This is a genomic window from Arthrobacter cheniae (genome assembly GCF_003602275.1).
GTDB classification, from domain to species: Bacteria; Actinomycetota; Actinomycetes; order Actinomycetales; family Micrococcaceae; genus Arthrobacter_D; species Arthrobacter_D cheniae.
Genome location: NZ_QZVT01000002.1, coordinates 469,250 through 494,724 on the forward strand (window position 1 = coordinate 469,250; position 25,475 = coordinate 494,724).

At 67.2% G+C, this 25,475-nt stretch carries 22 protein-coding genes; 15 read left to right on the forward strand and 7 right to left on the reverse strand.

The features are described 5' to 3' along the window. Positions 1-86: 86 nt before the first annotated feature. From D6T63_RS05455 to guaB1, 4 genes are all read right to left on the reverse strand, one after another. A complete protein-coding gene (locus D6T63_RS05455) occupies positions 87-1,175 on the reverse strand; it encodes a hemolysin family protein (protein ID WP_120147990.1) in 1,089 nt (362 codons plus the stop codon). Next, a complete protein-coding gene (locus tag D6T63_RS05460; protein WP_120147991.1) occupies positions 1,172-2,608 on the reverse strand; it encodes a hemolysin family protein in 1,437 nt (478 codons plus the stop codon). Before D6T63_RS05460 ends, D6T63_RS05455 begins: the two co-directional genes overlap by 4 nt. 2 nt (positions 2,609-2,610) lie before the next feature. After that, positions 2,611-2,802, reverse strand: coding sequence for a hypothetical protein (locus D6T63_RS18865; protein ID WP_147394303.1), 192 nt, complete (start codon positions 2,800-2,802; stop codon positions 2,611-2,613). 92 nt (positions 2,803-2,894) lie between these two features. After that, positions 2,895-4,346, reverse strand: a complete 1,452-nt coding sequence (guaB1, locus tag D6T63_RS05465; RefSeq protein ID WP_120147992.1) for a GMP reductase — start codon at positions 4,344-4,346, stop codon at positions 2,895-2,897. 236 nt (positions 4,347-4,582) lie between these two features. Here guaB1 and D6T63_RS05470 point away from each other — a divergent pair, with 236 nt between their 5' ends. The 6 genes from D6T63_RS05470 to D6T63_RS05495 all read left to right on the forward strand — a co-directional run bounded on the left by D6T63_RS05470 (position 4,583) and on the right by D6T63_RS05495 (position 15,681). Further along, on the forward strand, positions 4,583-8,440 hold the full coding sequence (locus D6T63_RS05470; RefSeq protein ID WP_120147993.1) for a multifunctional oxoglutarate decarboxylase/oxoglutarate dehydrogenase thiamine pyrophosphate-binding subunit/dihydrolipoyllysine-residue succinyltransferase subunit: 3,858 nt from the start codon (positions 4,583-4,585) through the stop codon (positions 8,438-8,440). A gap of 168 nt (positions 8,441-8,608) precedes the next feature. Beyond that, on the forward strand, positions 8,609-9,208 hold the full coding sequence (locus D6T63_RS05475; protein WP_120147994.1) for a GDSL-type esterase/lipase family protein: 600 nt from the start codon (positions 8,609-8,611) through the stop codon (positions 9,206-9,208). Between the two features lie 229 nt (positions 9,209-9,437). Next, positions 9,438-11,219 (forward strand): ABC transporter family substrate-binding protein, encoded by a 1,782-nt coding sequence (locus tag D6T63_RS05480; RefSeq protein ID WP_120147995.1) that lies wholly within the window; start codon positions 9,438-9,440, stop codon positions 11,217-11,219. A 101-nt stretch (positions 11,220-11,320) separates the two neighbouring features. Next, positions 11,321-12,853, forward strand: a complete 1,533-nt coding sequence (locus tag D6T63_RS05485) for an ABC transporter permease (RefSeq protein WP_120147996.1) — start codon at positions 11,321-11,323, stop codon at positions 12,851-12,853. A gap of 9 nt (positions 12,854-12,862) precedes the next feature. Further along, a complete protein-coding gene (locus D6T63_RS05490) occupies positions 12,863-13,897 on the forward strand; it encodes an ABC transporter permease (RefSeq protein WP_235830565.1) in 1,035 nt (344 codons plus the stop codon). Beyond that, positions 13,897-15,681, forward strand: a complete 1,785-nt coding sequence (locus tag D6T63_RS05495; protein WP_120147997.1) for an ABC transporter ATP-binding protein — start codon at positions 13,897-13,899, stop codon at positions 15,679-15,681. Before D6T63_RS05490 ends, D6T63_RS05495 begins: the two co-directional genes overlap by 1 nt. Positions 15,682-15,756: 75 nt before the next feature. On the opposite strand, the gene D6T63_RS05500 is transcribed toward D6T63_RS05495, so the two are convergent. Next, entirely contained in the window at positions 15,757-16,722 is a 966-nt protein-coding gene (locus D6T63_RS05500) for a zinc-binding dehydrogenase (RefSeq protein WP_120147998.1), read from the reverse strand. A gap of 171 nt (positions 16,723-16,893) precedes the next feature. Here D6T63_RS05500 and D6T63_RS20195 point away from each other — a divergent pair, with 171 nt between their 5' ends. After that, positions 16,894-16,968, forward strand: coding sequence for a 50S ribosomal protein bL37 (locus tag D6T63_RS20195; RefSeq protein WP_104061284.1), 75 nt, complete (start codon positions 16,894-16,896; stop codon positions 16,966-16,968). A gap of 132 nt (positions 16,969-17,100) precedes the next feature. Here the strand turns inward: D6T63_RS20195 and rsrA are convergent, their stop codons facing one another. Together rsrA and D6T63_RS05515 are read right to left on the reverse strand one after the other, a co-directional pair. Further along, complete coding sequence (gene rsrA / locus D6T63_RS05510) at positions 17,101-17,361, reverse strand: mycothiol system anti-sigma-R factor (RefSeq protein WP_120147999.1); 261 nt, start codon at positions 17,359-17,361, stop codon at positions 17,101-17,103. Further along, entirely contained in the window at positions 17,358-18,053 is a 696-nt protein-coding gene (locus D6T63_RS05515; RefSeq protein ID WP_182976889.1) for a sigma-70 family RNA polymerase sigma factor, read from the reverse strand. The genes rsrA and D6T63_RS05515 overlap by 4 nt, the downstream gene beginning before the upstream one ends. Positions 18,054-18,415: 362 nt before the next feature. Here D6T63_RS05515 and D6T63_RS05520 point away from each other — a divergent pair, with 362 nt between their 5' ends. From D6T63_RS05520 to D6T63_RS05555, 8 genes are all read left to right on the forward strand, one after another. Then, positions 18,416-18,964, forward strand: a complete 549-nt coding sequence (locus D6T63_RS05520; protein ID WP_120148000.1) for a DoxX family protein — start codon at positions 18,416-18,418, stop codon at positions 18,962-18,964. A 5-nt stretch (positions 18,965-18,969) separates the two neighbouring features. Then, entirely contained in the window at positions 18,970-20,328 is a 1,359-nt protein-coding gene (gene aroA / locus D6T63_RS05525) for a 3-phosphoshikimate 1-carboxyvinyltransferase (RefSeq protein ID WP_120148001.1), read from the forward strand. Next, positions 20,325-21,455, forward strand: coding sequence for a ribosome small subunit-dependent GTPase A (gene rsgA / locus D6T63_RS05530; RefSeq protein WP_120148002.1), 1,131 nt, complete (start codon positions 20,325-20,327; stop codon positions 21,453-21,455). Before aroA ends, rsgA begins: the two co-directional genes overlap by 4 nt. A gap of 198 nt (positions 21,456-21,653) precedes the next feature. Then, entirely contained in the window at positions 21,654-21,857 is a 204-nt protein-coding gene (locus D6T63_RS05535) for a cold-shock protein (protein ID WP_043446208.1), read from the forward strand. A 138-nt stretch (positions 21,858-21,995) separates the two neighbouring features. Continuing rightward, a complete protein-coding gene (gene hisN / locus D6T63_RS05540; RefSeq protein WP_120148003.1) occupies positions 21,996-22,805 on the forward strand; it encodes a histidinol-phosphatase in 810 nt (269 codons plus the stop codon). A 57-nt stretch (positions 22,806-22,862) separates the two neighbouring features. Beyond that, positions 22,863-23,624: a class I SAM-dependent methyltransferase gene (locus tag D6T63_RS05545; protein WP_120148004.1), complete on the forward strand. Its 762-nt coding sequence runs from the start codon at positions 22,863-22,865 to the stop codon at positions 23,622-23,624. A gap of 31 nt (positions 23,625-23,655) precedes the next feature. Beyond that, a complete protein-coding gene (locus tag D6T63_RS05550) occupies positions 23,656-24,579 on the forward strand; it encodes a metal ABC transporter substrate-binding protein (RefSeq protein ID WP_120148005.1) in 924 nt (307 codons plus the stop codon). Further along, complete coding sequence (locus D6T63_RS05555) at positions 24,576-25,475, forward strand: metal ABC transporter ATP-binding protein (RefSeq protein ID WP_120148006.1); 900 nt, start codon at positions 24,576-24,578, stop codon at positions 25,473-25,475. Before D6T63_RS05550 ends, D6T63_RS05555 begins: the two co-directional genes overlap by 4 nt.

Below are 25,475 nucleotides of genomic sequence, written 5' to 3' on the forward strand. Positions count from 1 at the left end.
CGATCAGACTGTTGAGAATTGTTTACGTTAGCGAGACGAGCCTATCGTAAACGCGAATCATTCGCATTCAGGTCGCCGGTCGACGATCAGGCGACCGGCGCCTCCGTGCCGTTGACTCCCTCACCGGTCCTCCTGGCTCCCTGATTCTGCGTCGCGTCCCGGATCTCACCGATGAGCTGTTCGATCACATCCTCGAGGAAGAGGACTCCGCGGGTCGATCCGTCCGGCCCGAGGACGCGTGCCACGTGCGAGCCGGTCCGCTGCATCACGGCGAGGGCGTCCTCGATCTCCTCGTTCAGTGGCAGGTTGGCGAGCGTCCGCACCTTGTTCTCCGTGATGGGTTTCCGGTACATCGCCTGCGGCATGGACATGATGTCCTTGAGGTGCATGTATCCGGTGAGGTTGCCGTGCTCGTCCACCATGACGAAACGGGAGAACCCGGTGCGCCCCACCGCCCGCTCGAAATCCTCGGGCGTTGCGTCGGCGCGGACCGTCACGAGCTCGCTCAGCGGGATCATCGTGGTCTCTGCCGTCTGCCCCGAGAACTCGAGTGCGCTCGTGATCAGGCCGGACTCATCGTCCACGAGTCCGCTCTTGGTGGATTCCTCGACGATGGACTGCACCTCCTCCAGCGTGTAGGTCGAGGACACCTCGTCCTTCGGCTCCACCTTCAGCGCGCGCAGGATGTGGTTCGCGGCCCAGTTCAGCGAGGAGATCACAGGATGGACGACCCTCGCGATCATCACCAGCGGAGGTGCCAGAAGAAGCGCGGCCTTGTCCGCCACCGAGACGGAGATGTTCTTCGGCACCATCTCGCCGAACGTCACGTGCAGGAAGGTGACGAGGAGCAGCGCCAGCGCGAAAGCGACACCGTCCGCCAACCCCTCGGGAACTCCGACGGCCTCGAACGGAACCACGAACAGGTGATGGATGGCGGGCTCGGCCACCTGCAGGATCAGGAGCGAGCAGACCGTGATGCCCAGCTGTGAGCAGGCGAGCATGAGGGACACGTGCTCCATCGCCCAGATCGTGGTCCGGGCGCGCTTGGAACCCGCGTCAGCCAGGGGTTCTATCTGGCTCCGGCGCGCGGACATCACGGCGAACTCGGAAGCGACGAAGAAGGCATTGCCCATCAGCAGGATGACGAGCCAGGCTATTCCTGCCCAATCACTCATCGGTCGTCCTTCCCTACTGCGGTACTGCCCGCGAAAGCCGGCCGGCCGGCGCGCTGCGGGCGGGATCCCTGGGCCACCGACTGGTGCTCAGGTACGACGGCGCCATCGGGAAGGCTGTCCCCGCCGTCCGCGCGACCCGTCGGTGCGGGGCGGAAGTGGAGGCGGTCGATCCGGCGTCCGTCCATACGCTCCACCGTCAGCGTTCCCGCCGGGACCTCGACGACGTCACCGGGTTCCGCGACGCGACCCAGCTCCGCCAGCATGAAGCCGGCGACGGTCTCGTAGCCCGCCTCGTCCGGAACCACGAGGCCCGGGATCTGCACCGTGACCTCGTCCGGTCGCATGAGACCGGGGAAGTACCAGTCCCCCGCCGCGCTCTGCAGCACGCCGGGCTTGAGCTTGTCGTGCTCGTCCTTGACCTCGCCGACGATCTCCTCGACCAGGTCCTCGAGCGTGGCGACACCGGCAGTGCCTCCGTACTCGTCCAGCACGACGGCGAGTTGCAGGTTGGCTTCGCGGAGCTCGCTGAGGAGGGAGTCGAGGTGGACGGTCTCGGGCACGCGCAGGACGTCGGTCATGATCGTCCCGGCAGGAAGCTCCGCCCGCTTGTGGCGTGGCACGGCGACGGCTTTCTTGACGTGGACCACGCCGCGAATATCGTCCGCGGAGTCGCCGATGAGCGGGAACCGCGAGTAGCCGGTGCGACGGGCGGCTTCCACCACGTCGGCGACCGTCTGGTCCGAATCGATGACCTCCATCCGGATGCGCGGCGTCATGACGTCCGCTGCGGTCCGCTCGGAGAAACTGAAGGTCCGCGCGAGGAACGTGGCCGTGGCCTGGTCGAGCGTGCCCATCTCAGCGGACCGGCGCACGAGCGATGACAGCTCGGACGGCGTGCGGGCTCCCGAGATCTCCTCCTTGGCCTCCAGGCCGAAGATGTTCAGGATGCGGTTCGAGAAGCCGTTGAGCACGATGATGGCCGGCTTGAACACGGCTGTGAAGACGAGCTGCGGACGGGCCAGAGCCCTACCCACCCTGAAGGGCAGCGCGATGGAGAGGTTCTTGGGTACGAGCTCGCCGATGAGCATCGACAGGAGGGTCGCCAGGGCCATCGCGATGACGATGGACGACGAGGCCACCAGTGCCTCGGACAGCCCGAGGGAGGTCAATGGCGCCTCGAGCAGGTGCCCGACGGAAGGCTCCATGACGTAACCGGTGAGCAGCGTCGTGATCGTGATGCCCAACTGGCAGCTCGAGAGCTGGGTGGACAGGGACTTCAGGCAGCGCAGCAGCGGTTCCGCCCTGGTGTCCCCGTCGTCGACCGCACGCTGGACGTAGGTCTGGTCGAGCGCTACGAGGGCGAACTCGACGGCCACGAAGAATCCCGTCCCCAGGACGAGGAGCAGGCCGGCGGCCAGGTAGATCCATTCCACCGCTACATCCCCTCCGTCGAGGAGCGGGACGGCGATGGTCCGCGTCTGAGGGGGTCCGCGGCGTCGGCCGGGAGGGCGGCCGCATCCTGGTCGGAGCCGGCGTCGGCCGGGTGTCCCGCATCGGATTCGCGTAGCGGATGGGCAAGAGTGGAGGATACGCCGGCGTCGAGCCGGCCCCTAGAAGGACTGTCCATAAGGAGACCAGTTTACCGGGTGGCGCGTCATCCGCGACACGATCTTCGGCCGGTTACTCCGACAGCGCACCGGGCTCAGGCCCGAACCGCTCCTACCAGCTCTGCTGGACCGGCCTGCCCTCCTCGTAGCCGGCTGCCGACTGCACACCGACCACCGCACGCTCGCGGAACTCAGCCAGCGACGAAGCGCCCGCGTAGGTCATCGAACTGCGCACCCCGGCGGTGATCAGGTCCAGCAGGTCCTCGACGCCGGGGCGAGCCGGATCGAGGTACATCTTGGAGGCGGAGATACCCTCTTCGAACAGTCCCTTCCGGGCGCGCGCGAACACGTCGTCGCGCCGAGTACGGTTCTGCACGGCGCGGGCGGACGCCATGCCGAAACTCTCCTTGTACCGGCGACCGTTGCTGTCGGTCTGCAGGTCTCCCGGGCTCTCGTACGTGCCGGCGAACCACGAGCCGATCATGACCTGGCTGGCGCCGGCCGCGAGGGCCAGGGCGACGTCGCGCGGGTACCGGACACCGCCGTCGGCCCAGACATGGGCGCCGAGTTCGGCCGCCGCCTGGGCGCACTCGTGGACCGCGGAGAACTGCGGGCGCCCGACGGCCGTCATCATGCGCGTGGTACACATTGCACCCGGGCCCACGCCCACCTTGATGATCGAAGCGCCTGCGGCGACGAGGTCGCGTACCCCGTCCGCACTGACCACGTTGCCCGCGACGATCGGGACCTTCGGATCGAGCCCGCGGACGACGGCGAGCGCGTCCAGCATCTTTCGCTGGTGGCCATGGGCGGTGTCCACGACCAGCACGTCGACGCCTGCGTCCAGCAGCGCCCCGGCCTTCGCCTCGACGTCGCCGTTGATACCGACGGCGGCGGCTACGCGGAGCCTGCCGGAAGCATCGAGCGCCGGATCGTAGATCGTCGAGCGCAGGGCACCCGTGCGCGTGATGACCCCCTGGAGGGCACCGTCCCGTACGACCGGCGCCAGGGAACTCCGGGCACCGTCGAGATCCTCGAAGGCCTTCTGCAGCGCGGCGGCGGGATCGTCGTCGAACAGGGAGGCCTCGAAGGCCGCCGGGGCCTGGCGCATCACGGACTCGAGGGAAGCGAAACGGTCCACCTCCTCGCAGTCGCTCGCGTGGACCACTCCCACGCAGGTCCCGCCGTCATCGACCACCAGGACCGCGCCGTGTGCGCGCTTGTGCATGAGGTGCAGCGCATCGATCACGGTCGAACCGGGCTGGAGCTTCAGCGGGGTCTCGAAGATCGGATGGCGGTCCTTGACCCAGGAGGTGACCTCGGCGATGACCTCGACCGGCACATCCTGCGGCAGCACCCCGATGCCGCCGCGGCGCGCGACGGTCTCCACCATGCGGCGCCCGGTCACCGCCGTCATGTTGGAGACGACGAGGGGGATCGTGGTTCCCGTTCCGTCGTCGGAGGACAGATCGACGTCGAACCGGGATATGACTTCGGACGCGGACGGCACGAGGAAGACGTCCGAGTAGGTGAGGTCGGTGGTCGGCGGATTGATGTAGCGCATGGTTCTCCCTGTATCGGCGGCCGGACAGACAGCCGCAAAGAGTCTAATGCGTTCCGGGCGAGGAGCCCGTTCGGTGACCGGCCCGCAGTATCGCACGTCGGCTGCCCGGACGACACGCCTGATTGGATTGTTCGTCAGTCCTGTCACTACACTTGAACAGGGTCCAGACACGGCTTAACGCCTGTCCTGCCGACCGCACCGCGCTCAGGGCAACTTACGGAAGAGGCGTATACCAAGTGCCAGAACAAACCAGCCACCGTCTACCTGAAGAATTCGGCGGGAACGAGTGGCTTGTTGACGAACTCTACGAGCAGTTCCAGAAGGACCGCCACTCCGTCGACAAGAAGTGGTGGGACCTGTTCGATGCGTTCGATGCGGAGAATGCTCCGACGGAAAACGGCCGGCGCTCGGCAGACAGGCCCGCAGATCCCGCATCAGCCCCCGCGTCCACGACTCCTACCGGACCCGCAGCAAGCGGTCCCACGCCTTCCACGCCTGTCGCCGCGCACCCTCCGACGAAGGAACTCCCCGTCGTGAAGACCGAGGCCCCGGCTCCCAAGGCGTCCGGCGAGAGCCCTGCCAGCACGCAGGAGAGCGGCAAGCCCCCTGTTGCGAACGAGCCGGCTAAGAAGCCGGAGACCTCGCGCGAGGAGAAGCCCGCCGGAAAGCCCATCCCGGCGCAGCTCCCGGCCTCGGACCGCAACGCCGAGATGGAGGAGAACAAGGTCAGCGTGCTCCGCGGGCCTGCCAAAGCGATCGCCACCAACATGGAGGCGAGCCTCAGCGTCCCGACCGCGACCAGCGTGCGGGCCATCCCCGCGAAGCTGCTGATCGACAACCGTGTGGTCATCAACAGCAACCTCGCCCGTGCCCGCGGCGGCAAGGTCTCCTTCACCCACCTCATCGGCTACGCCATCATCCGCGCGCTGGCCCAGTTCCCCTCGCAGAACGTCTACTACGAGGTCATCGACGGGAAGCCCTCGGCGGTGCAGCCCGCCCACGTGAACTTCGGACTCGCGATCGACATGCCGAAGCCCGACGGCACGCGCTCCCTCGTGGTACCCAACATCAAGAAGGCCGAGACCATGAACTTCTCGGAGTTCTGGCATGCCTACGAGGACCTCGTGAAGAAGGCCCGCGCGGGCAAGCTCGGCGCGGACGACTACGCCGGCACCACGGTGTCCCTGACCAACCCGGGCGGCATCGGTACGGTCCACTCCGTTCCCCGCCTCTCCAAGGGCCAGGCCTGCATCATCGGCGCCGGTGCCCTCGAGTACCCCGCCGAGTTCCAGGGCTCGAGCGAGAAGATCCTCGCGAAGCACGCGATCAGCAAGACGATCACGCTGACGTCGACCTACGACCACCGCGTCATCCAGGGTGCAGGCAGCGGCGAGTTCCTGCGCATCATCCACCAGCTGCTGCTGGGCGAGCAGGGCTTCTACGACGAGATCTTCGAGTCGCTGCGCATCCCCTACGAGCCCGTGCGCTGGAGCGCCGACATCCAGGTCGACCCGATGGACCAGATCAACAAGGTCGCCCGGATCCAGCAGCTCATCCATGCCTACCGCGTCCGCGGCCACCTCATGGCGGACACGAACCCGCTGGAGTACGTCCAGCGCAAGCACGCCGACCTCGACATCCGGACCCACGGGCTCACCCTGTGGGATCTCGACCGCGAGTGGCCCACCGGCGGTTTCGGCGGCCAGCCGATGCTCAAGTTCCGCGACATGCTCGGCGTCCTGCGTGATGCCTACTGCCGCACCACCGGCATCGAATACATGCACCTGCAGGACCCCGTCGAGCGGCAGTGGTTCCAGGACGAGCTCGAGCACCCCTACTCGAAGCCGAGCCGTGAGGAGCAGTTGCGCATCCTGCACAAGCTCAACTCGGCGGAGGCCTTCGAGACGTTCCTGCAGACGAAGTTCGTCGGGCAGAAGCGATTCTCCCTCGAAGGTGGCGAGTCGCTGATCCCGCTGCTCGACGCCGTGATCTCGGGTGCTGCCGACGACGGCCTCGACGAGGTCGCGATCGGCATGGCCCACCGTGGCCGCCTGAACGTCCTGACGAACATCGCCGGCAAGACCTACGCACAGGTCTTCCGCGAGTTCGAGGGCACGCAGGATCCGCGCTCCGTGCAGGGCTCGGGAGACGTCAAGTACCACCTGGGCACCGAGGGCACCTTCACCTCCGACGCCGGGAACCAGACGAAGGTCTATCTCGCTGCCAACCCGTCGCACCTCGAGGCCGTCGACCCCGTCCTGGAGGGCATCGTCCGCGCCAAGCAGGACCTCCTCGACCAGGGCGACAGCTTCCCCGTCCTTCCGATCCTCATCCACGGAGATGCGGCGTTCGCCGGCCAGGGCGTGGTTGCGGAGACGCTGAACCTGTCGCAGCTCCGTGGCTACCGCACGGGCGGTACCATCCACGTGATCGTGAACAACCAGGTGGGCTTCACCACCAGCCCGACGTCGTCGCGCTCCTCCGTGTACTCGACGGACGTCGCGAAGATGGTTCAGGCGCCGGTCTTCCACGTGAACGGCGACGATCCCGAGGCCGTGGTCCGGGTGGCCCAGATGGCCTACCAGTTCCGGCAGCGGTTCAAGAAGGACGTCGTCATCGACATGGTCTGCTACCGCCGTCGCGGGCACAACGAGGGCGATGACCCCTCGATGACGCAGCCGATGATGTACAATCTCATCGAGGCCAAGCGCTCGGTCCGCAAGCTGTACACCGAGGCCCTGATCGGCCGCGGTGACATCACCCAGGAGGAAGCCGAGCAGGCACTGCGCGACTACCAGGAGCGCCTGGAGCGGGTGTTCGCGGAGACGCACGCCGCGCAGACATCTCCCATCCCGATCATCACCAAGGACCCGCAGGCGGTGTCGGACCTCGAGCGTCCCCTCGCGCAGCAGGCCGACGCCGGCGAGACCGGTGCACGTCGAACCGCCATCAGTGCGGAGACCCTCGCTCACATCGGCGCCGCCCACACCTCGATACCGGACGGCTTCACGGTCCACCCCAAGCTCAAGGCCCTGCTCGACAAGCGTGAGCAGATGTCGCGGGAGGGCGGCATCGACTGGGGCTTCGGCGAGATCGCGGCCTTCGGTTCGCTGCTCATGGAGGGTGTCCCCGTGCGGCTGGCAGGCCAGGACTCGCGCCGCGGTACGTTCGTGCAGCGGCATGCGGTCTTCCACGACCGCGCCACCGGCCGTGAATGGCTGCCGCTCGACGGCCTCGCCAAGGACCAGGCGAAGTTTTGGGTCTGGGACTCGTTGCTCAGTGAGTATGCAGCGATGGGCTTCGAATACGGCTACTCGGTGGAGCGGCCCGACGCGCTCGTCATCTGGGAGGCGCAGTTCGGGGACTTCGTCAACGGCGCCCAGACGATCATCGACGAGTTCATCAGTTCCGCGGAGCAGAAGTGGGGACAGCGTTCCTCCCTCGTGCTGATGCTCCCCCATGGCTACGAAGGGCAGGGACCGGACCATTCGTCGGCGCGGATCGAGCGCTTCCTGCAGATGTGCGCCGAGCAGAACATGGTCGTCGCGAATCCCAGCAGCGCGGCCTCGCACTTCCACCTGCTGCGTCGACACGCGTACAACCGCCCGCGGAAGCCCCTCGTGATCTTCACGCCGAAGCAGCTGCTGCGCCTCAAGGGAGCAGCGAGTTCAGTGGAGGACTTCACCCAGGGTTCGTTCCGCCCTGTCATCCCGGACACGCTCGAGACGCCGGGCAACGACGTCGAACGCTTGATCCTGGTGTCGGGGCGCCTCTACTACGATCTGCTGGCCTCGCGCCAGAAGCTCGACGACGGCAAGACGGCCATCGTCCGCGTGGAGCAGCTCTACCCGCTTCCCCTCGACGAGATCAGGGCGGCTCTCGCGACCTACCCCGGTGCGGAGATCGTCTGGGCGCAGGACGAGCCGGCGAACCAGGGACCGTGGCCGTTCATCGGACTCAACCTCCCGCAGCAGCTCGACAGGCCGGTGCGTCTGGCAAGCCGGCCGGCGTCGGCCTCCACCGCAACAGGCTCGGGGAAGAATCATGCGATCGAGCAGGAACTCCTCATCAAGAGGGCGTTCGGCCGGCAATAGAAAGCCATCAGTATGATGTCAGGTGGGGTCGAGCGCCCCACCTGATGTCTTTAAGGCCCGTCGAGGTTCGGTCCGAGCCCCTATGCGGCCGGAACGGCCCGGTGTCCGAGCCCGACAAGCACCGCATCCGATCACCAGTACATCGACGACCAGCACACCGAGGGACCAGTGGAACAACGCAGAATCCGGCTAGCAGCAGTGGGCGACGAACTCCTCGCGGGGCTCGGTGATCCTCGTGCCCTCGGCTGGTTCGGTCGCGTGATGGCCCGCACCAGGCCGGACAACGCGACGGTGGAGGCCTACAGCCTTGCGGCGCCCGGCGAGGGGACCGAGGCCCTTGCCAACCGCTGGCTGCAGGAGGTCGGGCGGCGCTTCGGGGACGGTCTCGAGAACCGCCTCGTGATCGGCCTGTCCGACCGCGACCTCGACCTCGAGCTGTCGACGGCGAGGAGCCGCCTCAACCTCGCGAATATCCTCGATGGTGCTTCGCAGACGAACGTCAAGGTCCTCGTCGTCGGCCCTCCTCCCGGCCTCGATGCGGAGCGGAACAGGCGCCTCGCCGATCTCTCGGCAGCCTTCGGCGACGTGACCACCCGGCGCAAGCACGTCTTCGTCGACACCTTCACCCCGCTGCTCGCCCACGAGCAGTGGCGCCATGATCTCGCCGCCAATGGCGGCACGCCCGCGCAGGCCGGGTACGGCCTGATCGCCTGGCTCGTCCTGCACCGCGGTTGGTTCCAGTGGCTCGATGTGCCGGCGCCAGAATAGATGAGCGCACGCCGCTGAAGCCCCGGAGACACGCCGTCTCCGGGGCTTTTTTCATTGCCCGGGAAGCGCATGTTTCGCCCAGGTAACAAATGGGTTATCACTGGTTCACTGAGTGTCCGGAGGCAACAATCCTTCGCTATGCTGTCCGAGTGTGATTGCCGTCACTGCCGCAATCCGCCTCGGGGGACATCACTGCGTCCCCCGCGCCAAGCACAGTAAGGACTATCGAATGCGTAATAAGCGCACCATGACGCTCGCCGCACTGTCCATCGGGGCACTCATGCTGAGTGCCTGCGGATCCGCGGGTGGAACTGCCGAGACCCCGGCATCGGAAGGCGCCACGGAGGATCTGGCGACGACGATCAACATCGCGATCAGCCAGGCACCCACCGCCTACAACGGGGGCACGGCCGCAACCAACGCCGTCTACAACACCTACGTGGACAACCTCACCACCAGCTCGTGGGTCGCCTTCAATGCGGAGGGCAACCTCGAGAAGAACGAGGAGTTCGGCACCTACGAGAAGACCAGCGACGATCCCCTCACCGTGAAATACACCATCAATGAGGATGCCGTCTGGTCCGACGGAACCGCGATCGACTTCGATGACGTGCTCCTGCAGTGGGCCGCCTTCTCGGGCACCCATCCCAGCGGCGAGACCGATCCGGAATCCGGCGCCGAGGCGGACCTCTTCCTGGCGTCCTCCACCAATGGTTTCGGCCAGATGGAGATGCCCGAAGGCGAGCCGGGCGCCAAGGAATTCGAGGTCGTCTACAGCGAGCCCTACGCGGACTGGGAGTCCGTGATGTCGACCGCCCTCATGCCCGCGCACATCGCTGCGGAGCAGGCCGGCCTGTCGGCCGAGGGCGACGGCGCGGAACTCGTCGAAGCCATCCAGAACGATGACCGCGCGGCGCTGACCCCGGTGTCGGAGTTCTGGAACACCGGCTGGAACTACGAAGCCGACCTCCCGACCCTCCCCGACACCGCGATCCTTCCCTCATCCGGCCCCTACGTCCTCGACAACGCGGCCAACGGGACCCTGACGCTCGTCAAGAACGACCAGTACTGGGGTGAGGAGCGTGCCGGCAAGACCGACACGATCGTCTTCAAGACCGTCGTCGACGAGGAAGCCGTCCAGGCCCTCCAGAACGGCGACGTCGACATCATCGAGCCCTCCAGCCCGACCGTCGACACGAAGACCGCGCTCGAGCAGATCGGTGAGACCGTGACGGTCGACACCGGTCAGTCCCTGACCTTCTCGCACGTCGACCTCGACCAGCGCCCCGGCGCCGTCTTCGAGGACCTCAAGGTGCGCCAGGCCTTCGCCAAGTGCATCCCGGTAGCGGACATGGTCGACAAGTTCGTCACGCCGGTCGACCCGGAAGGCTCCGTGCTGAACCTGCACGAGTACCAGCCTGCGCAGGCCGACTACGAGACGGTCCTCGAAGGCGCTCCCGCCGCCGAGAGCGACGGCGTCGCCGACATCGAGGGTGCCAAGGCGCTCCTCGCCGAGGCTGGCAAGACCGAGCCCGTCAAGGTCTCGATGATGCACGCATCGACGAGCCAGCTGCGCGCGGACCAGGTCGCCCTCATCAAGGACAGCTGCGACAAGGCAGGCTTCGAGATCACCCCGCAGCCCGAGGCCGAGTGGAGCGCCAAGCTCTCCCAGCCCGGTGCCTGGGATGCCGTGGTCTTCGGTTGGGCCGGTTCCGGCCTGGTCGCCTCCGGTGAATCCATCTACGTCTCCGGCGGCGAGCAGAACTTCGGCGGCTACACCGACGAAGAGGTGGACCGTATCTGGAGCGAGATCGTGACCAACACGGACACCGAGAAGGTCGTCGGCCTGAAGAGCGAACTCGAGCAGCGCCTTGCCGAGACGCAGTACAACGTGGTGCTCTACGCCAACCCGAACATCGCGGGCTACTCCTCGAAGCTCCAGGGCGTGGAACTGAACCCGACGCAGACCGGCATCACCTGGAATGCCTACAGCTGGACGAAGCAGAACTGATCGCCTCTTCCGGATGAGCATGAGGACGGGCAGGCCCTCGGGCCTGCCCGTCCCTATGCCCGGCACAGCTACAGCCTGCACCGTTTCCTAGGAGCCCCCACGTGTTCTACTTCATCGTCAAGCGAACCATCATCTCGTTTTTCATCATGCTCGCAGCGACCACGCTGATGTACTTCCTCACGATTTCGTCGGGTGACCCCTTCGAGGACCTCGGTGAGGCGAGCGGCCCGGAGAAGGCCGCCACCATCGCAGCGCGTACTGCCGCCATGAACCTGGACGTGCCACCCATCCCCCGCTACTTCCTCTGGCTGCAGGACGTCGGCCACTGCCTCGTCCCCGGCGGCGTGAGCTGCACGCTCGGGCTGGACCGCACGGGAGCAGCCGTTCTGCCCCAACTCGAGAACGCCGTCGGCTCGACGCTGCGCCTCGTCGTCGTCGCCACCGTCCTGGCACTCGTGCTCGGCGTGGTCGTGGGTATCGTGACGGCGATCCGGCAGTACAGCACCTTCGACTACTCGGTCACCTTCATCTCCTTCCTGTTGTTCTCGCTCCCCCTGTTCTGGCTCTCGACGCTGCTGAAGCAGTACCTGGCGATCGACCTGAACACCTGGCTCGCGAATCCACAATTCTCGTATCTCACGATCGCCCTGATCGGGGTGGTCGCCGGCGTGATATGGGCGGTCGTCGTCGGCGGTGACCGCCGGCGCAGGCTGACGGTCTTCGCCATTGCCGCAGTGGCGACGGCGCTTGCCCTCTACCTCCTCCTCGTGTCCCGCTGGTTCGTCACCCCGGGCCTCGGATTGGTCGGCATGCTGGTCTCGGCCGCAGGCATCGCTGTCCTCTGGACCGCCCTGCTCGCCGGCTTCCGCCGTCGTCGTGTCCTGCATGCCGCCCTCGCGGCAGCGGGCGTGGGCTTCGTCGGCTACCTCGTGTCGATTCCCCTCCTGGCGGATACCAACTGGCTCATCGTGCTGGCACTCGTCGTCGTCCTCGCGGTGGTGTCGTACATCGTCGCCGGCGTCGTGGGCGGCCCGTTCCGTGCGCAGGCAGCCAAGATCGGAGCGGTCATCGCCGTCTCGGTCAGCCTGCTCATCGTCGTGGACCGCCTCCTCCAGGCCTATCCGACGCTCTCGGCGAAGGCCGGTGGCCGGCCCATCCCGACGACCGGCTCCCAGTCCGCCAACCTCGCCGGGACCTTCTGGGAGATCAACCTGGATTACGCACTGCACCTGATCCTGCCGACCATCGCCCTGACACTCATCTCGTTCGCGACCTACACGCGGTACACCAGGGCCAGTCAGCTCGATGTCATGAACCAGGACTACATCCGCACCGCGCGGGCCAAGGGCCTCAGCGAGCGGACCGTGCTGGTCAAGCACGCGTTCCGCAACGCGATGATCCCGATCACCACCCTGATGGCCTTCGACTTCGCGGGCGTCCTCGGTGGCGCCGTCATCACCGAGCAGGTCTTCGGCTGGAACGGCATGGGCAAGATGTTCGTCGACGGCATCCAGAACGTGGACCCGGGGCCGGTCATGGCCTTCTTCCTCGTCGTCGGGACGGCCGCCGTCCTCTTCAACATGCTGGCGGACATCGCCTACGCGTTCCTCGACCCCCGCATCACCCTCAGCTAGGACGGGATCATGAGCAATCACCAGAACCCGCGGGACGATTCCCGCCCGTCTGTCGAATTGTCCGAGATGACCCTGCAGAGCCAGGACACGGACATCGCGACCGCCGCTCCGACACGGGCGCAGACGGACCGCATCCGCACCACCGAGGCCAAGAGCCAGGGCCGTCTCATCAGGGAACGTTTCTTCCGGCACAAGGGAGCCCTCGCCGGAATCGCACTGCTGGCGCTGATCTTCCTGCTCGCCTTCAGCTCCATCGGTTTCGCCGGCATCCCGGGGTGGTGGAACAAGGACTACGACGTCCTCGCCGCCCGGTTCAACGAGGGCCGTCCCACGCTCACCCTGTGGCCGTTCAGTCTCGGTGAGCATCCTTTCGGACAGGACGTCCTCGGACGCGACTACTTCGCCCTGACGATGCGCGGAACGCAGACATCGCTGATCATCGCCTTCATCGTCGGACTCGTTGCCATGGTCATCGGCACCACGGTCGGGGCTCTCGCCGGCTACTTCCGCGGCTGGACCGAGGCATTCCTCATGCGCATCACCGATGTGGTCATCACCATCCCGACGGTCGTCATCGCGGCAGCGGTCGCCGGAATCGTCGCTAAGGCGGGCATCATCCCCTTCGCAGTCTTCCTGGGCATCGTCACGTGGACAGGACTCGCCCGGCTGGTGCGCGGCGAGTTCCTGTCGCTCCGGGAGAAGGAGTTCGTCGAATCCGCCAAGTCGGTCGGCGCGAGCTCGTTCCGCATCATCTTCCGGCACATCCTCCCGAATACCGTCGGGGTCATCATCGTCTCCACGACCCTGGCCATCTCCGGAGCCATCCTGCTCGAGACCGCCCTGAGCTACCTCGGCCTCGGCGTCGTCTCGCCGGATACCTCGCTCGGCAAGGCCATCAATGACAACCGCTCGGCCCTCACGGTGCGGCCGTGGCTGTTCCTGTGGCCCGGAGCGTTCATCATCGGCATCGCCCTCGCCGTCAACTTCATCGGCGACGGCCTGCGCGACGCATTCGACCCCAAGCAGACAAGGGTGAAGCAGTAATGGCAGCACACAGCTCGGTCATCATGACGGACGAACAGGCACCCGTCGAGAGCGGACCCATCCTCGCGGTGAAGGGGCTCGGCGTGGATTTCAACGTCGACAACGAGTGGGTGATGGCCGCCGAGGACGTCTCCTACGAGATCCACCCCGGCCAGATCCTCGCCATCGTCGGGGAGTCCGGATCCGGCAAGAGCATGTCCTCCATGGCCCTGCTCGGCCTCCTCCCCCGCAACGGACGCTCGCACGGCAGCGCGAAGATGCTCGGCAAGGAACTGATCGGAGCGCCGCAGGGCACGCTCCGCCGCGTGCGCGGAAACGAGATCGCGATGATCTTCCAGGAACCCATGACGGCGCTGAACCCGGTCCTGACGGTCGGCGAGCAGATCCGCGAGGCGGTCGAGCAGCACACGGAGCTTTCGCCGGCCCAGGCCAAGAAGCGCGCCATCGAGCTGCTGCGCATGGTGGAGATCCCTGAGGCCGAGCGCCGCTACGACTCCTTCCCGCACCAGTTCTCGGGCGGCCAGCGCCAGCGTGCGATGATCGCCATCGCCCTCGCCAACGATCCGATGCTCCTGATCGCGGACGAACCCACCACCGCGCTCGATGTCACCGTGCAGGCCGAGGTCCTCGACCTGCTACGCAAGCTCAACAAGCGGCTCAACAGCGCCGTGCTCCTCATCACCCACGACATGGGCGTGGTCGCCGACCTCGCGGACCACGTCATCGTGATGGAGCGGGGCAGGATCGTCGAGGCCGCGCCGACGGCCCAGCTGTTCGCGGCCCCGGCCGAGGCCTACACGAAGCAGCTGCTCGGCGCCGTCCCGCACCTGGGTTCCAAGGTGGGCGGTGTCCTCACCGACGTCGAGGTGGTCGACGGGCACCTGAGCATCCACGAGGAGTACGCGGAGGCAGCACTGCGGGCGCGGGAGACACATACGGCGTCCGGCGTCGTACCGGCGCTGGAACTCACGGATGTGGACATCGAGTACCCGGGCCGGTTCCGGCAACCGCCCTTCAAGGCGGTGTCCGGTGTCTCCCTGACCATCAACCCCGGTGAGGTCCTGGGCCTGGTGGGCGAGTCCGGATCCGGCAAGTCGACCATCGCGCGCGCCGTGACGGGACTGATCAGGACCTCCGGCGGAAGGGTGAGGATCGGAGGCACCGACATCACGGACCTCAGCGCGCGTCAGCTCCTGCCGCTGCGCAAGAAGTTCGCCATCGTCTTCCAGGATCCCGCGGCGTCCCTCAACCCGAGGATGTCCATCGGAGAGAGCATCGGCGAGCCTCTGCTCCTCCATCAGAAGCTGGGCCGCGGGGCGCTCGACAAGCGGGTCGCGTCCCTGCTGGAGGATGTGCAGCTGCCGGTCGCCTTCCGCAACCGGTACCCGCACGAGCTCTCCGGCGGTCAGCGCCAGCGCGTCGGCATCGCCCGTGCGCTGTCACTGCAACCGGACCTCCTCGTGGCCGACGAACCGACATCGGCGCTCGACGTCTCGGTTCAGGCGAAGGTGCTGGAGCTCCTGCAGGAGCTCCAGCGGGAACGCGGATTCGCCTGCCTGTTCGTGAGCCACGACCTCGCCGTCGTCGAACTCCTGGCGAGTCACATCGCGGTGCTCAACAAGGGCAACCTGGTGGAGCAGGGCAGCACCGAGCAGGTCCTCAAGTATCCGCGTGACCCGTACACGCGCCGCCTGCTTGCAGCAGCGCCCGTGCCGGACCCTGCGATCCAGTCGTTGCGGCGGGAGCAGCGCACCGCCCTCCTGGCGGCGGGCTCGTCCGAGTAGGACGGTCCGGCAGGAACAACGAGGAACCCTCCGCGCACGGAGGGTTCCTCGTCTGCAATTGCGCCGTCTGCCGGGTCAGTGACGGAAGACGATCTTTCCGAAGACGTCACCGGCCAGCATGCGCCGAAACCCCCGGGCAGCATCATCGAGGGGCAGGACCGTGTCGATCACGGGCCGGACACCGGTGGCCACGAGGAAGCGCGTGAGCCGCACCAGCTCCTCCCGCGTCCCCATCGTCGAACCGAGCACGCGCAGCTGGAGGAAGAACACCCGGCTGAGGTCGGCGGAGGGCGCGGAACCGCTGGTAGCTCCGCACGTCACCACCGTCCCACCGGGCACGAGGGACTTCAGGGAGTGGGCCCACGTCGCCTCACCCACCGAATCGAAGACGACGTCGACGCGCTCGGGGAGCCGCGCACCGTCCTCGAACGCCTGGTCGGCGCCGAGCTCGAGCGCCCGCTGCCGTTTCTTCGCGCTCCGACTCGTGGCCCAGACGCGGAAGCCCGCTGCCGAGGCCAGGGCGATCAGGGCGGACGCGACTCCGCCGCCGGCACCCTGCACGAGGACGGTGGCCCCGGGCGCGGCCGGAGAGACCGTGAAGAGCATGCGATAGGCGGTGAGCCAGGCCGTGGGCAGGCAGGCCGCTTCCTCGAAAGTGAGCTCGGGAGGTTTCGGGACGAGGTTCCGCTCGGGAACCCACACGTAGTCGGCCATCGTGCCGGGGTGGCGCTCCGACAGGAGCGAACGCTTCGGGTCCAGGGTCTCGTCGCCGCGCCACTCGGGCGAGGACACCACGCCGTGCACGATCACCTCGTTGCCGTCGTCGTCGAGACCGGCGGCATCACATCCCAGGACCATCGGCAGCCTGTCCTGCGACAGTCCTACTCCCTTGAGCGACCAGAGGTCGTGATGGTTGAGGCAGGATGCGACGACCCTCACCCGCCGGAAACCGACGGGCGCGTCCGGGAGGTCCAGGTCTCCGACGGTGAGCCCGGCGAGCGGATCATCCGCGGACTGGGTGGCTACGTAGGCGGCGCGCATGCACAAGCTCCTTCGATCATGGATGGTCCTTCAATCCTAGGGGCCGGCCGTGCCGCGAAGGAGGTGGCCCTGATCGGCGGAGGCAGGCTGTTTAGGTGACGCCCACCGCCGTATGGGAGACTTGGGTGCAGTTCTGCACGACTACAGTGCCGGAAGAAGAAGGAGGCAGCCATGAGCAAGCGAGCACGCAAGCGTCGCGACCGCAAGCGCGGAGGCGCAAACCACGGTAAGCGCCCCAACGCCTGAGTTCAGGCCTTGAAAGCATGGTGGTAGCACCAACGACAGAACCTCCGGCCCGTCAGGGTTCCGGAGGTTCTGTCGTTCAACCGTGCATTCGCCGAGTTGTCCGCCGAAGACGCGACCTCGAGCTACTGAAGGTCAGTGGGCTGCCGTCTTGAGCTGGCTGATACGGTCGAGGATGCTCGCCTTCAGGGTCGATGGCGCCACCTCGGTGCAGGATCGCTTGACGACCGACCGGATCACGCACTCGAGGTCATGTTCCTCGGCGCACTCCGGACAACCGTTCAGGTGGTCCTTGATCTCCACCAGGTCCTGGTGTGACAGGGCACCGTCGAGGTACTCGTACAGCCGCTCGATCCTCGAGTCGGCGCAATCGCCCATACTCTCGCAATCGCTCATTTCTTCATCTCCTGTTCCTTGCCCGCTGCCCCAGGTGCAACCCGCTTCTTGGCACCCGCACCTGCGGTGGCACCGAGGCCCCGCTCGTGCGCGTACTCCGCGAGGAGCTCGCGCAGCAGTTTGCGCCCGCGGTGCAGCCGGGACATGACGGTCCCGATGGGCGTATTCATGATTTCCGAAATCTCCTTGTACGCGAAGCCCTCGACGTCCGAGAAGTAGACCGCGAGCCTGAATTCCTCGGGAATGGCCTGCAGCGCACTCTTCACATCGGAGTCCGGCAGATGGTCCAGTGCTTCGGCCTCAGCGGAACGCAATCCCATGGAGGTGTGCTCCGCGGCCTTGGCGAGCTGCCAGTCCTCGATGGTGTCCGAGTGGGACTGCAGGGGCTCGCGCTGCCGCTTGCGGTAGAGATTTATATAGGTGTTCGTAAGGATGCGGTACAACCACGCCTTCAGATTCGTGCCCGGCTTGTACTGGTGGAACGCCGAGAACGCCTTGGTATAGGCCTCCTGCACCAGGTCCTCCGCATCACTGGGATTGCGGGCCATACGCATGGCGGCAGAGTAGAGCTGATCGACGTACTGCATCGCGTCGCGCTCGAAGCGTGCCTTGCGGTCGGCTTCCGACTCCGTCGACACGTCCAACTGTGCATCTTCGGCCTGGCTGCTGCCTGCGGGGGCTGTTGTATTCATCGAGTCGAAGTCTACTCGTCCGCCCTGTCGCGGCGCCGTGGTGCCGCCCCGCTGGATCGACGTCGAGAGCTGGAATCCTGGTCTGTCGACCGCCGCGGTCTGTAGCACCGTCATCCGTGCGACCCTTCTTCCGTTGCGAGTTTCCGTACACCTGCTCCAACCTCGTCCCGGAGCCTTCTATTCCTGTCGTCCATTCCTGAGGGGGATGCCGGCCCTGCGGTGCAGCTCCCTGTCCCGCAACCCCGCGGGCCGGCCCGGTCCCGGATCGCACCGCTCCGGCGAGGCGTGTAAAACTAGACCCAGCGTGCTTCGTATCCGTCGAATCAACCCCCGGCAGAGCTGTCGGGCCCCAGGAGGCAGTTGTGACCCTTGTCCGCGTTATAGCCCGACCCATGATCGCCAGCAGCTTCGTGTTCTCCGGGATCGACAGGCTGCGCAATGCCGGAGCCACGGCCCCACAGCTCAAGCCCGTCCTCGCGTCCATCACCAAGGTGGTCCCGTCCGCCGCCGCCGTGACCGGCAACGAGAAGCTGGTGGGCCAGGTGCTCGGCGCTACGCAGGTAGGAGCCGCGCTCCTGCTTGGCATCGGCCGGTTCTCCCGCGTCGCCGCCCTCCTGCTCACGGTGACGGCCACGGTCAACGCCCTCGTGGACTACCGGTCGGCCGACTCCTCCACCCCTGCGGGCAAGAAGGCCCGCCGGTCGCAGCTGCTCAAGAACCTCTCGCTGATCGGCGCCGTGCTGCTGGCCACCGTCGACACGAACGGCCGCCCTGGTATCGCCTGGCGCGCAGAGCACCTCGCCATCGGCGCGAAGAAGAACGCCGCGGGCCTCGGCAAGGACGCACGCAAGCAGTTCAAGAAGGCCGACCAGGCCGTGCGCAAGACCGCCGCCGACGTCGTCGGTTCTTAAGCTCCATGGCATCGTCCTCAGGCGGGGTGTCCGGCCAGTCCAGGTGGCAGGCACCCCGCCTGACGCGTCCCGTCGATGCGGAGCTCGCGGTTCCCGGCTCCAAATCCCTCACCAATCGCTACCTGGTGCTCGCGGCCATCGCCGATGGCCCCTGCGTCCTCCGCAGGCCGCTGCACTCCCGCGATTCCGCGCTGATGATCTCCGCCCTCCGGTCGCTCGGCGCGGTCATCGACGAGATCCAGGGCGACGGCGACTTCGGACCGGATCTGCGGGTGACTCCCCTGCAGGGTGATCAGGACACCGCCGCGGTGCGCGCCGTGAACTGCGGCCTCGCCGGCACCGTCATGCGTTTCGTCCCGCCGCTCGCGGGCCTGGTGTCCGGTACCACCACGTTCGACGGCGATCCGCATGCCCGCAGGCGCCCCATGGGCGGCATCATCGATGCCCTGCGGGGCCTCGGGATCACGGTGGACGACGGCGGCAGCGGATGCCTGCCGTTCAGTATCGAGGGGAAGGGCCACGTGCGGGGCGGACGCCTCGTGATCGACGCCTCCGCGTCCTCGCAGTTCGTCTCCGCACTCCTGCTCGTCGGCACCCGCTTCTCCGAGGGCTTGCACCTCGAACACGTCGGCAAACCCGTTCCAAGCCTGGATCACGTCCGCATGACGGTCGAGACCCTCCGGTCCCTCGGCGTCGTCGTGGACGACTCCGTGCCGAACCACTGGCGTGTCTCCCCCGGCTCCGTCCCTGCGTTCGACGTCGCCGTCGAGCCCGACCTGTCCAACGCCGGGCCCTTCCTCGCTGCCGCGGTGGTCACCGGCGGCACGGTCCGCGTTCGCAACTGGCCCGAGGGCACCACCCAGGTGGGTGACCAGTGGAGGCGCATCCTCCCCCTGATGGGGGCGACGGCGAGCCTCGACGGCGACACCCTCACCGTCACGGGCGGTGCCTCGATCTCCGGCGGCACGTTCCCCGACACCTCAGAGCTCGCGCCCACGGTCGCGGCCCTCTGTGCGCTGGCGACGACGCCGTCGACCCTCACGGGCATCGCCCACCTCCGTGGACACGAGACCGACCGGCTCGCAGCACTCGCCGCCGAGATCAACGGACTCGGAGGGGATGTCGAGGAGACGGCGGACGGCCTCGTGATCCGGCCGGCTCCCCTGCACGGCGGTGTCTTCCATACCTACGAGGACCACAGGATGGCGACGGCCGGGGCGATCATCGGCCTCTCGGTCGACGGCGTCGAAGTCGAGAACATCGGCACCACGGCCAAGACCATGCCGGAATTCCCCGAACTGTGGGCATCGCTCACCGACACCGCCGGCAGCGCCGGCCTGGCTGACACAGGTGCCCGCGCATGACCGAAGCCGGCAACCGCCGCGGATCCCGTTCCTGGGACGAGTCCGACGTCCGGATCCGCCCCAACAAGAAGGGCACCCGCCCCCGCACCAAGAACCGCCCCGCCTACGAGGACGCCGTGACCGGTCGCGTGGTGACGGTAGATCGCGGGCGGTACACCACCGTCGTCGACGAGGACACCTCCGACGAGCGCATCGTCGTCGCCGCGCGTGCCCGGGAGCTGCGGCGCAACGCCGTCGTCGCCGGTGACCTCGTGGCACTCGTCGGGGATCTCTCCGGCGGACCCGACTCGCTCGCGCGGCTGGTACGGATCGAGGAGCGGCGCACCGTCCTGCGGCGGAGCGCGGACGACACCGATCCAGTGGAGCGCGTCGTGGTCGCCAACGCGGACCAACTGGTGATCGTCGTCGCCGCCGCCAACCCGGAGCCGAGGACGGGCTTCATCGACCGCGCCCTCGTGGCCGCCTACGACGCCGGCATCGAACCTCTGCTGTGCATCACGAAGGCCGACCTCCGCGACCCCGCGGCTCTGCTGGCGAACTACGAGCACCTCGACCTGCGCGTGATCATCAGCCGGACCGACGAGGGCGTCGGCATCGAGGCCACGTCGGACGACGGCGAGTCCGCCCGTCTCTCCCACGGGGCGGTGGACGCGCTGCGCGACGAGCTCGACGGTCAGGTGAGCGTCCTGCTCGGCCATTCAGGCGTGGGCAAGTCCACCATGGTCAATGCCCTCACCGGGTCCACCCGCGCCACGGGCGGCGTCAATGCCGTCACGGGCCGGGGACGCCACACGTCGTCGTCCGCCGTCGCCCTCAAGGCCGCCGACGCGGCACCCGGCACCTGGATCATCGATACGCCCGGCATCCGGTCCTTCGGACTGGCGCACGTCGATGCCGACCGCATCCTGAAGGCGTTCCCCGACCTCGAACCCGGGACGGAGCGCTGCGAGCGGGGATGCAGGCACGATGACAACGCCGTCGACTGCGGGTTGGACAGCTTCGTCGCGGAAGGTCTCGCCGGAGACTCCGGACCCGTCCGGCTGGGCAGCCTGAGGCGGCTCCTCACAGCAGGGATTGGCGACCCGCGGGGCAACGCGCACGACGCGAAGGAACTCGGCCAGCAGTGACCCCGGGTGATGGCGCCGAAGGCGCGGTCACCGGAAGCGCGGCAGAAGGATGCTAGACTGAGACCTGTTGTTGTTTGCGCATTAAATTTCAAGCCTTGACCCTCCACCTGGAGTTCGACAGCTTTTGACGATAAGCGGGTAACGAACACCACGATGAGCCCCGAACGTCGGAGGCTCTCCCAGGTAAGGATGTACAACATGGCTACTGGCACAGTGAAATGGTTCAACGCCGAAAAGGGCTTCGGCTTCATCGCTCCCGAGGACGGCGGCGCTGACGTGTTCGCCCACTTCTCCGCGATCAACTCGAACGGCTACCGTTCACTCGAAGAGAACCAGAAGGTCAACTTCGAGACCACCCAGGGCCCCAAGGGTCCCCAGGCCGAGAACATCACCGTTCTCTAATACTCCCCGTGCCGCTCTGCGGCGACGGATCGAAAGCCACCGTGAGGCGCAAGCCCGCGGTGGCTTTCTGCTGTCATCGGCCGTCCTCGCCCGCGCCCGAAGCGTCCGAAGGCCCGCCCAGACGATAGGTTGATCGGTATGAGTTTCACGCAGGGCTACAACGACGATCTTCGTCTGGCCCACATCATGGCCGATTCGGTCGACGACCAGACCATGTCCCGCTTCAAGGCACTCGACCTCCGTGTCGAGACGAAACCGGACCTGACGCCCGTGACGGACGCCGACAAGAGCGCCGAGGAGGCTATCCGTGGCCAGCTCTCGAGGGCCAGGCCCCGCGACGCCGTCCTCGGCGAGGAGTACGGCAGCACCGGCTCCGGGTCACGCCGCTGGGTGATCGATCCCATCGACGGCACCAAGAACTTCGTTCGGGGCGTGCCGGTCTGGGCCACCCTGATCTCCCTGATCGACGACGGCAAGCCTGTCGTCGGCTTGGTGAGCGCACCCGCACTGGGCAAGCGCTGGTGGGCAGCGGAGGGTACCGGCGCCTACACCGGCAAATCGCTCGCTGCAGCGCAGCGCCTCCGCGTCTCCAATGTCTCACGGCTCGAGGATGCGTCGCTGTCCTACTCCAGCCTGTCGGGCTGGCGCGAACGCGGCGCCCTGGCCGAATTCGTCAACCTCACGGATCGCGTCTGGCGCTCCCGCGCATACGGCGATTTCTGGTCCTACTGCCTCGTCGCGGAGGGCGCCGTGGATATCGCGTGCGAGCCCGAACTCAAGCTGTACGACATGGCCGCACTCGTGCCGATCGTGACCGAGGCCGGCGGCCGGTTCACCTCCCTCGACGGCGAGGACGGACCCTTCGGCGGTAATGCGCTTGCAACCAACGGCACCCTGCACAGTGAGGTCCTGCGCACCCTCAACCCCGATGTGGATGACCTCCTCTAGCAGCAGCCGCCACCCTTCCGGTCCTTTCGATGCCCGGGTTCGTCCGGGTCCGCATCGATGAGGATCGGCCCGAAGCTCGACGAGCAGCGCCGGCGGGACATGGCAGCCGCTTATCTGTCCGGAGCCGGCCGTTACGACCGCGTACGGCCCGGTTACCCGGAGGCAGTCACGGAGTGGCTGATCCCCGCCGGTGCCAGCCAGGCGGTCGACGTCGGAGCCGGAACCGGTCTCTTCACCCGCGCTCTGGTGGCACGCGGGCTCGAGGTGACGGCCGTCGACCCGTCGGAAGACATGCTGGCCGTTCTCTCGACCCACTTGCCCGCAGTGCCCGTCGTCGTCGGTACGGCCGAGCAATCGCACCTACCCGGGGCGTCGGCCGACGTGCTCGCGCTGGCACAGACCTGGCACTGGTGCGACCACGATGCCGCGGTCAGGGAAGCCGCACGGGTGCTGCGGCCAGGCGGTCGTCTCGGCCTGGTGTGGAATCAGCTCGACGTCTCGGTCCCCTGGGTCCACCGGCTGTCGAGGATCATGCACGCGGGCGATGTCTTCTCTCCCGAGGATCGGCCATCGCTCGGACCGCTCTTCGGCCCGCCCGAGGAACTCCTCGTGCACTGGACGCAGCAACTGACGGTGCCCGACGTCGTCGATCTGGCGCGCTCCCGCAGCTATTACCAGCGAGCCACGCCCGCCTTGCAGGCGCGGGTTGAGAGCAACCTGCGGTGGTACCTGACCGACTACCTCGCATTCCCGCCCCGGGCGGTCCTGCGCATCCCCTACTACACGCACGCCTGGCGTTCATCCCTCCTCGATACCTAGTTTTCGGCATGGCTAAACGCTAGATTTAGGTATGCCTCAATCCGAGCGTCGGTCGTCCTGGGGGATACGCGCCGTATCCTGCTCCGCCGTCGTGCTGCTGCTGACGGGGTGCGTCGCCCATGCTGCGCCTGCGCCCGATCCGGATGAGCGGCTCCTCGTCCTGACGACCTTCTCCGTCCTCGCCGACCTTGCCGACACCGTCGGCGGCGGTCACGTGCGCGTCGAGTCGATCACGAAGGTCGGCGCCGAGATCCACGGGTACGAGCCGACGCCCTCGGACCTCGTCCGGGCGCAGGAGGCGGACCTGATCCTCGACAACGGGCTCGGGCTGGAGCGGTGGTTCAAGCGATTCCTGAACTCGGTCGACGCTCCGCACGTGGTGCTCTCCGACGGCATCGAAGGTGTCGAGATCCGCTCCGGCGACTACACAGGGCGCGCCAACCCCCATGCCTGGATGTCGCCCGTCGCCGCCCAGACGTACGTCGACAACACCGTGGATGCCCTCTCCCGTCTCGCGCCGGAGTACACGGCCGAGTTCGAACACAACGGCCGCGAACTCAACACTGAATTGGGCGGGATCCTCGCGAGTTTCAAGAAGGATATCGCTCACCTCGATGATCCTGCGCTCGTCAGCTGTGAGGGAGCGTTCTCCTACCTGGCCCGGGATGCCGGCCTCGAGGAGGCCTTCATCTGGCCCGTCAACGCGGACTCCGAGGGTACGCCCCGGCAGATCCGCCGTCTCATCGACTTCGTACAGGAGAACCGGGTGCCGACACTCTTCTGCGAGTCGACGGTGAACCCTTCCGCGCAGGAGCAGGTGGCCCTGGCCACCGGGGCCCGGCTCGGGGGGACGCTGTACGTCGATTCCCTCTCGGCAGCCGACGGGCCCGTACCCACGTTCCTCGACCTCCTGCGCTACGACCTGCGAACCATCGCGGAAGGACTCACCAGATGACGGTCCATCCTGTGCCGACAGGCTTCCCAGCGGGCGCACCGGTCCTCGACGTCCGGCACCTGACCGTCCGTTATGACGACGTCCAGGCACTCGACGACGTCTCGGTCACCCTGGCACCCGGCAGGATCTGCGGTCTCATCGGCGTCAACGGCTCGGGCAAGTCGACGCTGTTCAAGGCGCTCATGGGCCTGCTCGCCCCGCAGTCCGGCAGCGTCGAGCTCTTCGGCCGGACCACCGCGAGCGCCAGGAAGCAGGGACTCGTCGCCTACATGCCACAGGCCGAGGAGGTGGACTGGACGTTCCCGGTGTCCGTGTCCGATGTCGTCGCCATGGGACTGTACGGACGCCTTGGTCCGGCGCGACGGCTGCGTGCTGCGGACCGCGCCGCTGTCGATCAGGCCCTCGAGCGGGTCGGCCTGACCGATCTCCGGCGGCGCCAGATCGGTCAGCTGTCCGGCGGCCAGCGCAAGCGCGTGTTCATCGCCCGCAGCATCGCCCAGGATGCGAAGCTGCTCCTGCTCGATGAGCCCTTTGCGGGCGTCGACCGGTCGAGTGAGCGCACGATGACCGCGCTCCTGCAGGACCTGCGCGACGAGGGCAGGTCGGTGCTGGTCTCCACCCATGATCTCGCCGGCGTCCCCGAACTGTGTGACGAGGCCATCCTGCTGCATCAACGAGTCCTGGCGCAGGGTGACCCTGCTGCCGTCCTGACCCACGGCAACCTCGCGCGCGCCTTCGGTCCCGTATACCGGGCCGCCCCGCTCCCGCCAGCCGCCGCACCCTCCGTCGTGCCAGCCGCCGCTTCCTCCCCCACCGCTTCCTCCCCTGCGCCAGCCCCCGCTTCCTCCCCCGCGCAATCCGCCGCACCGGCCCCCGCCCCGATCGGAAAGCCCTGA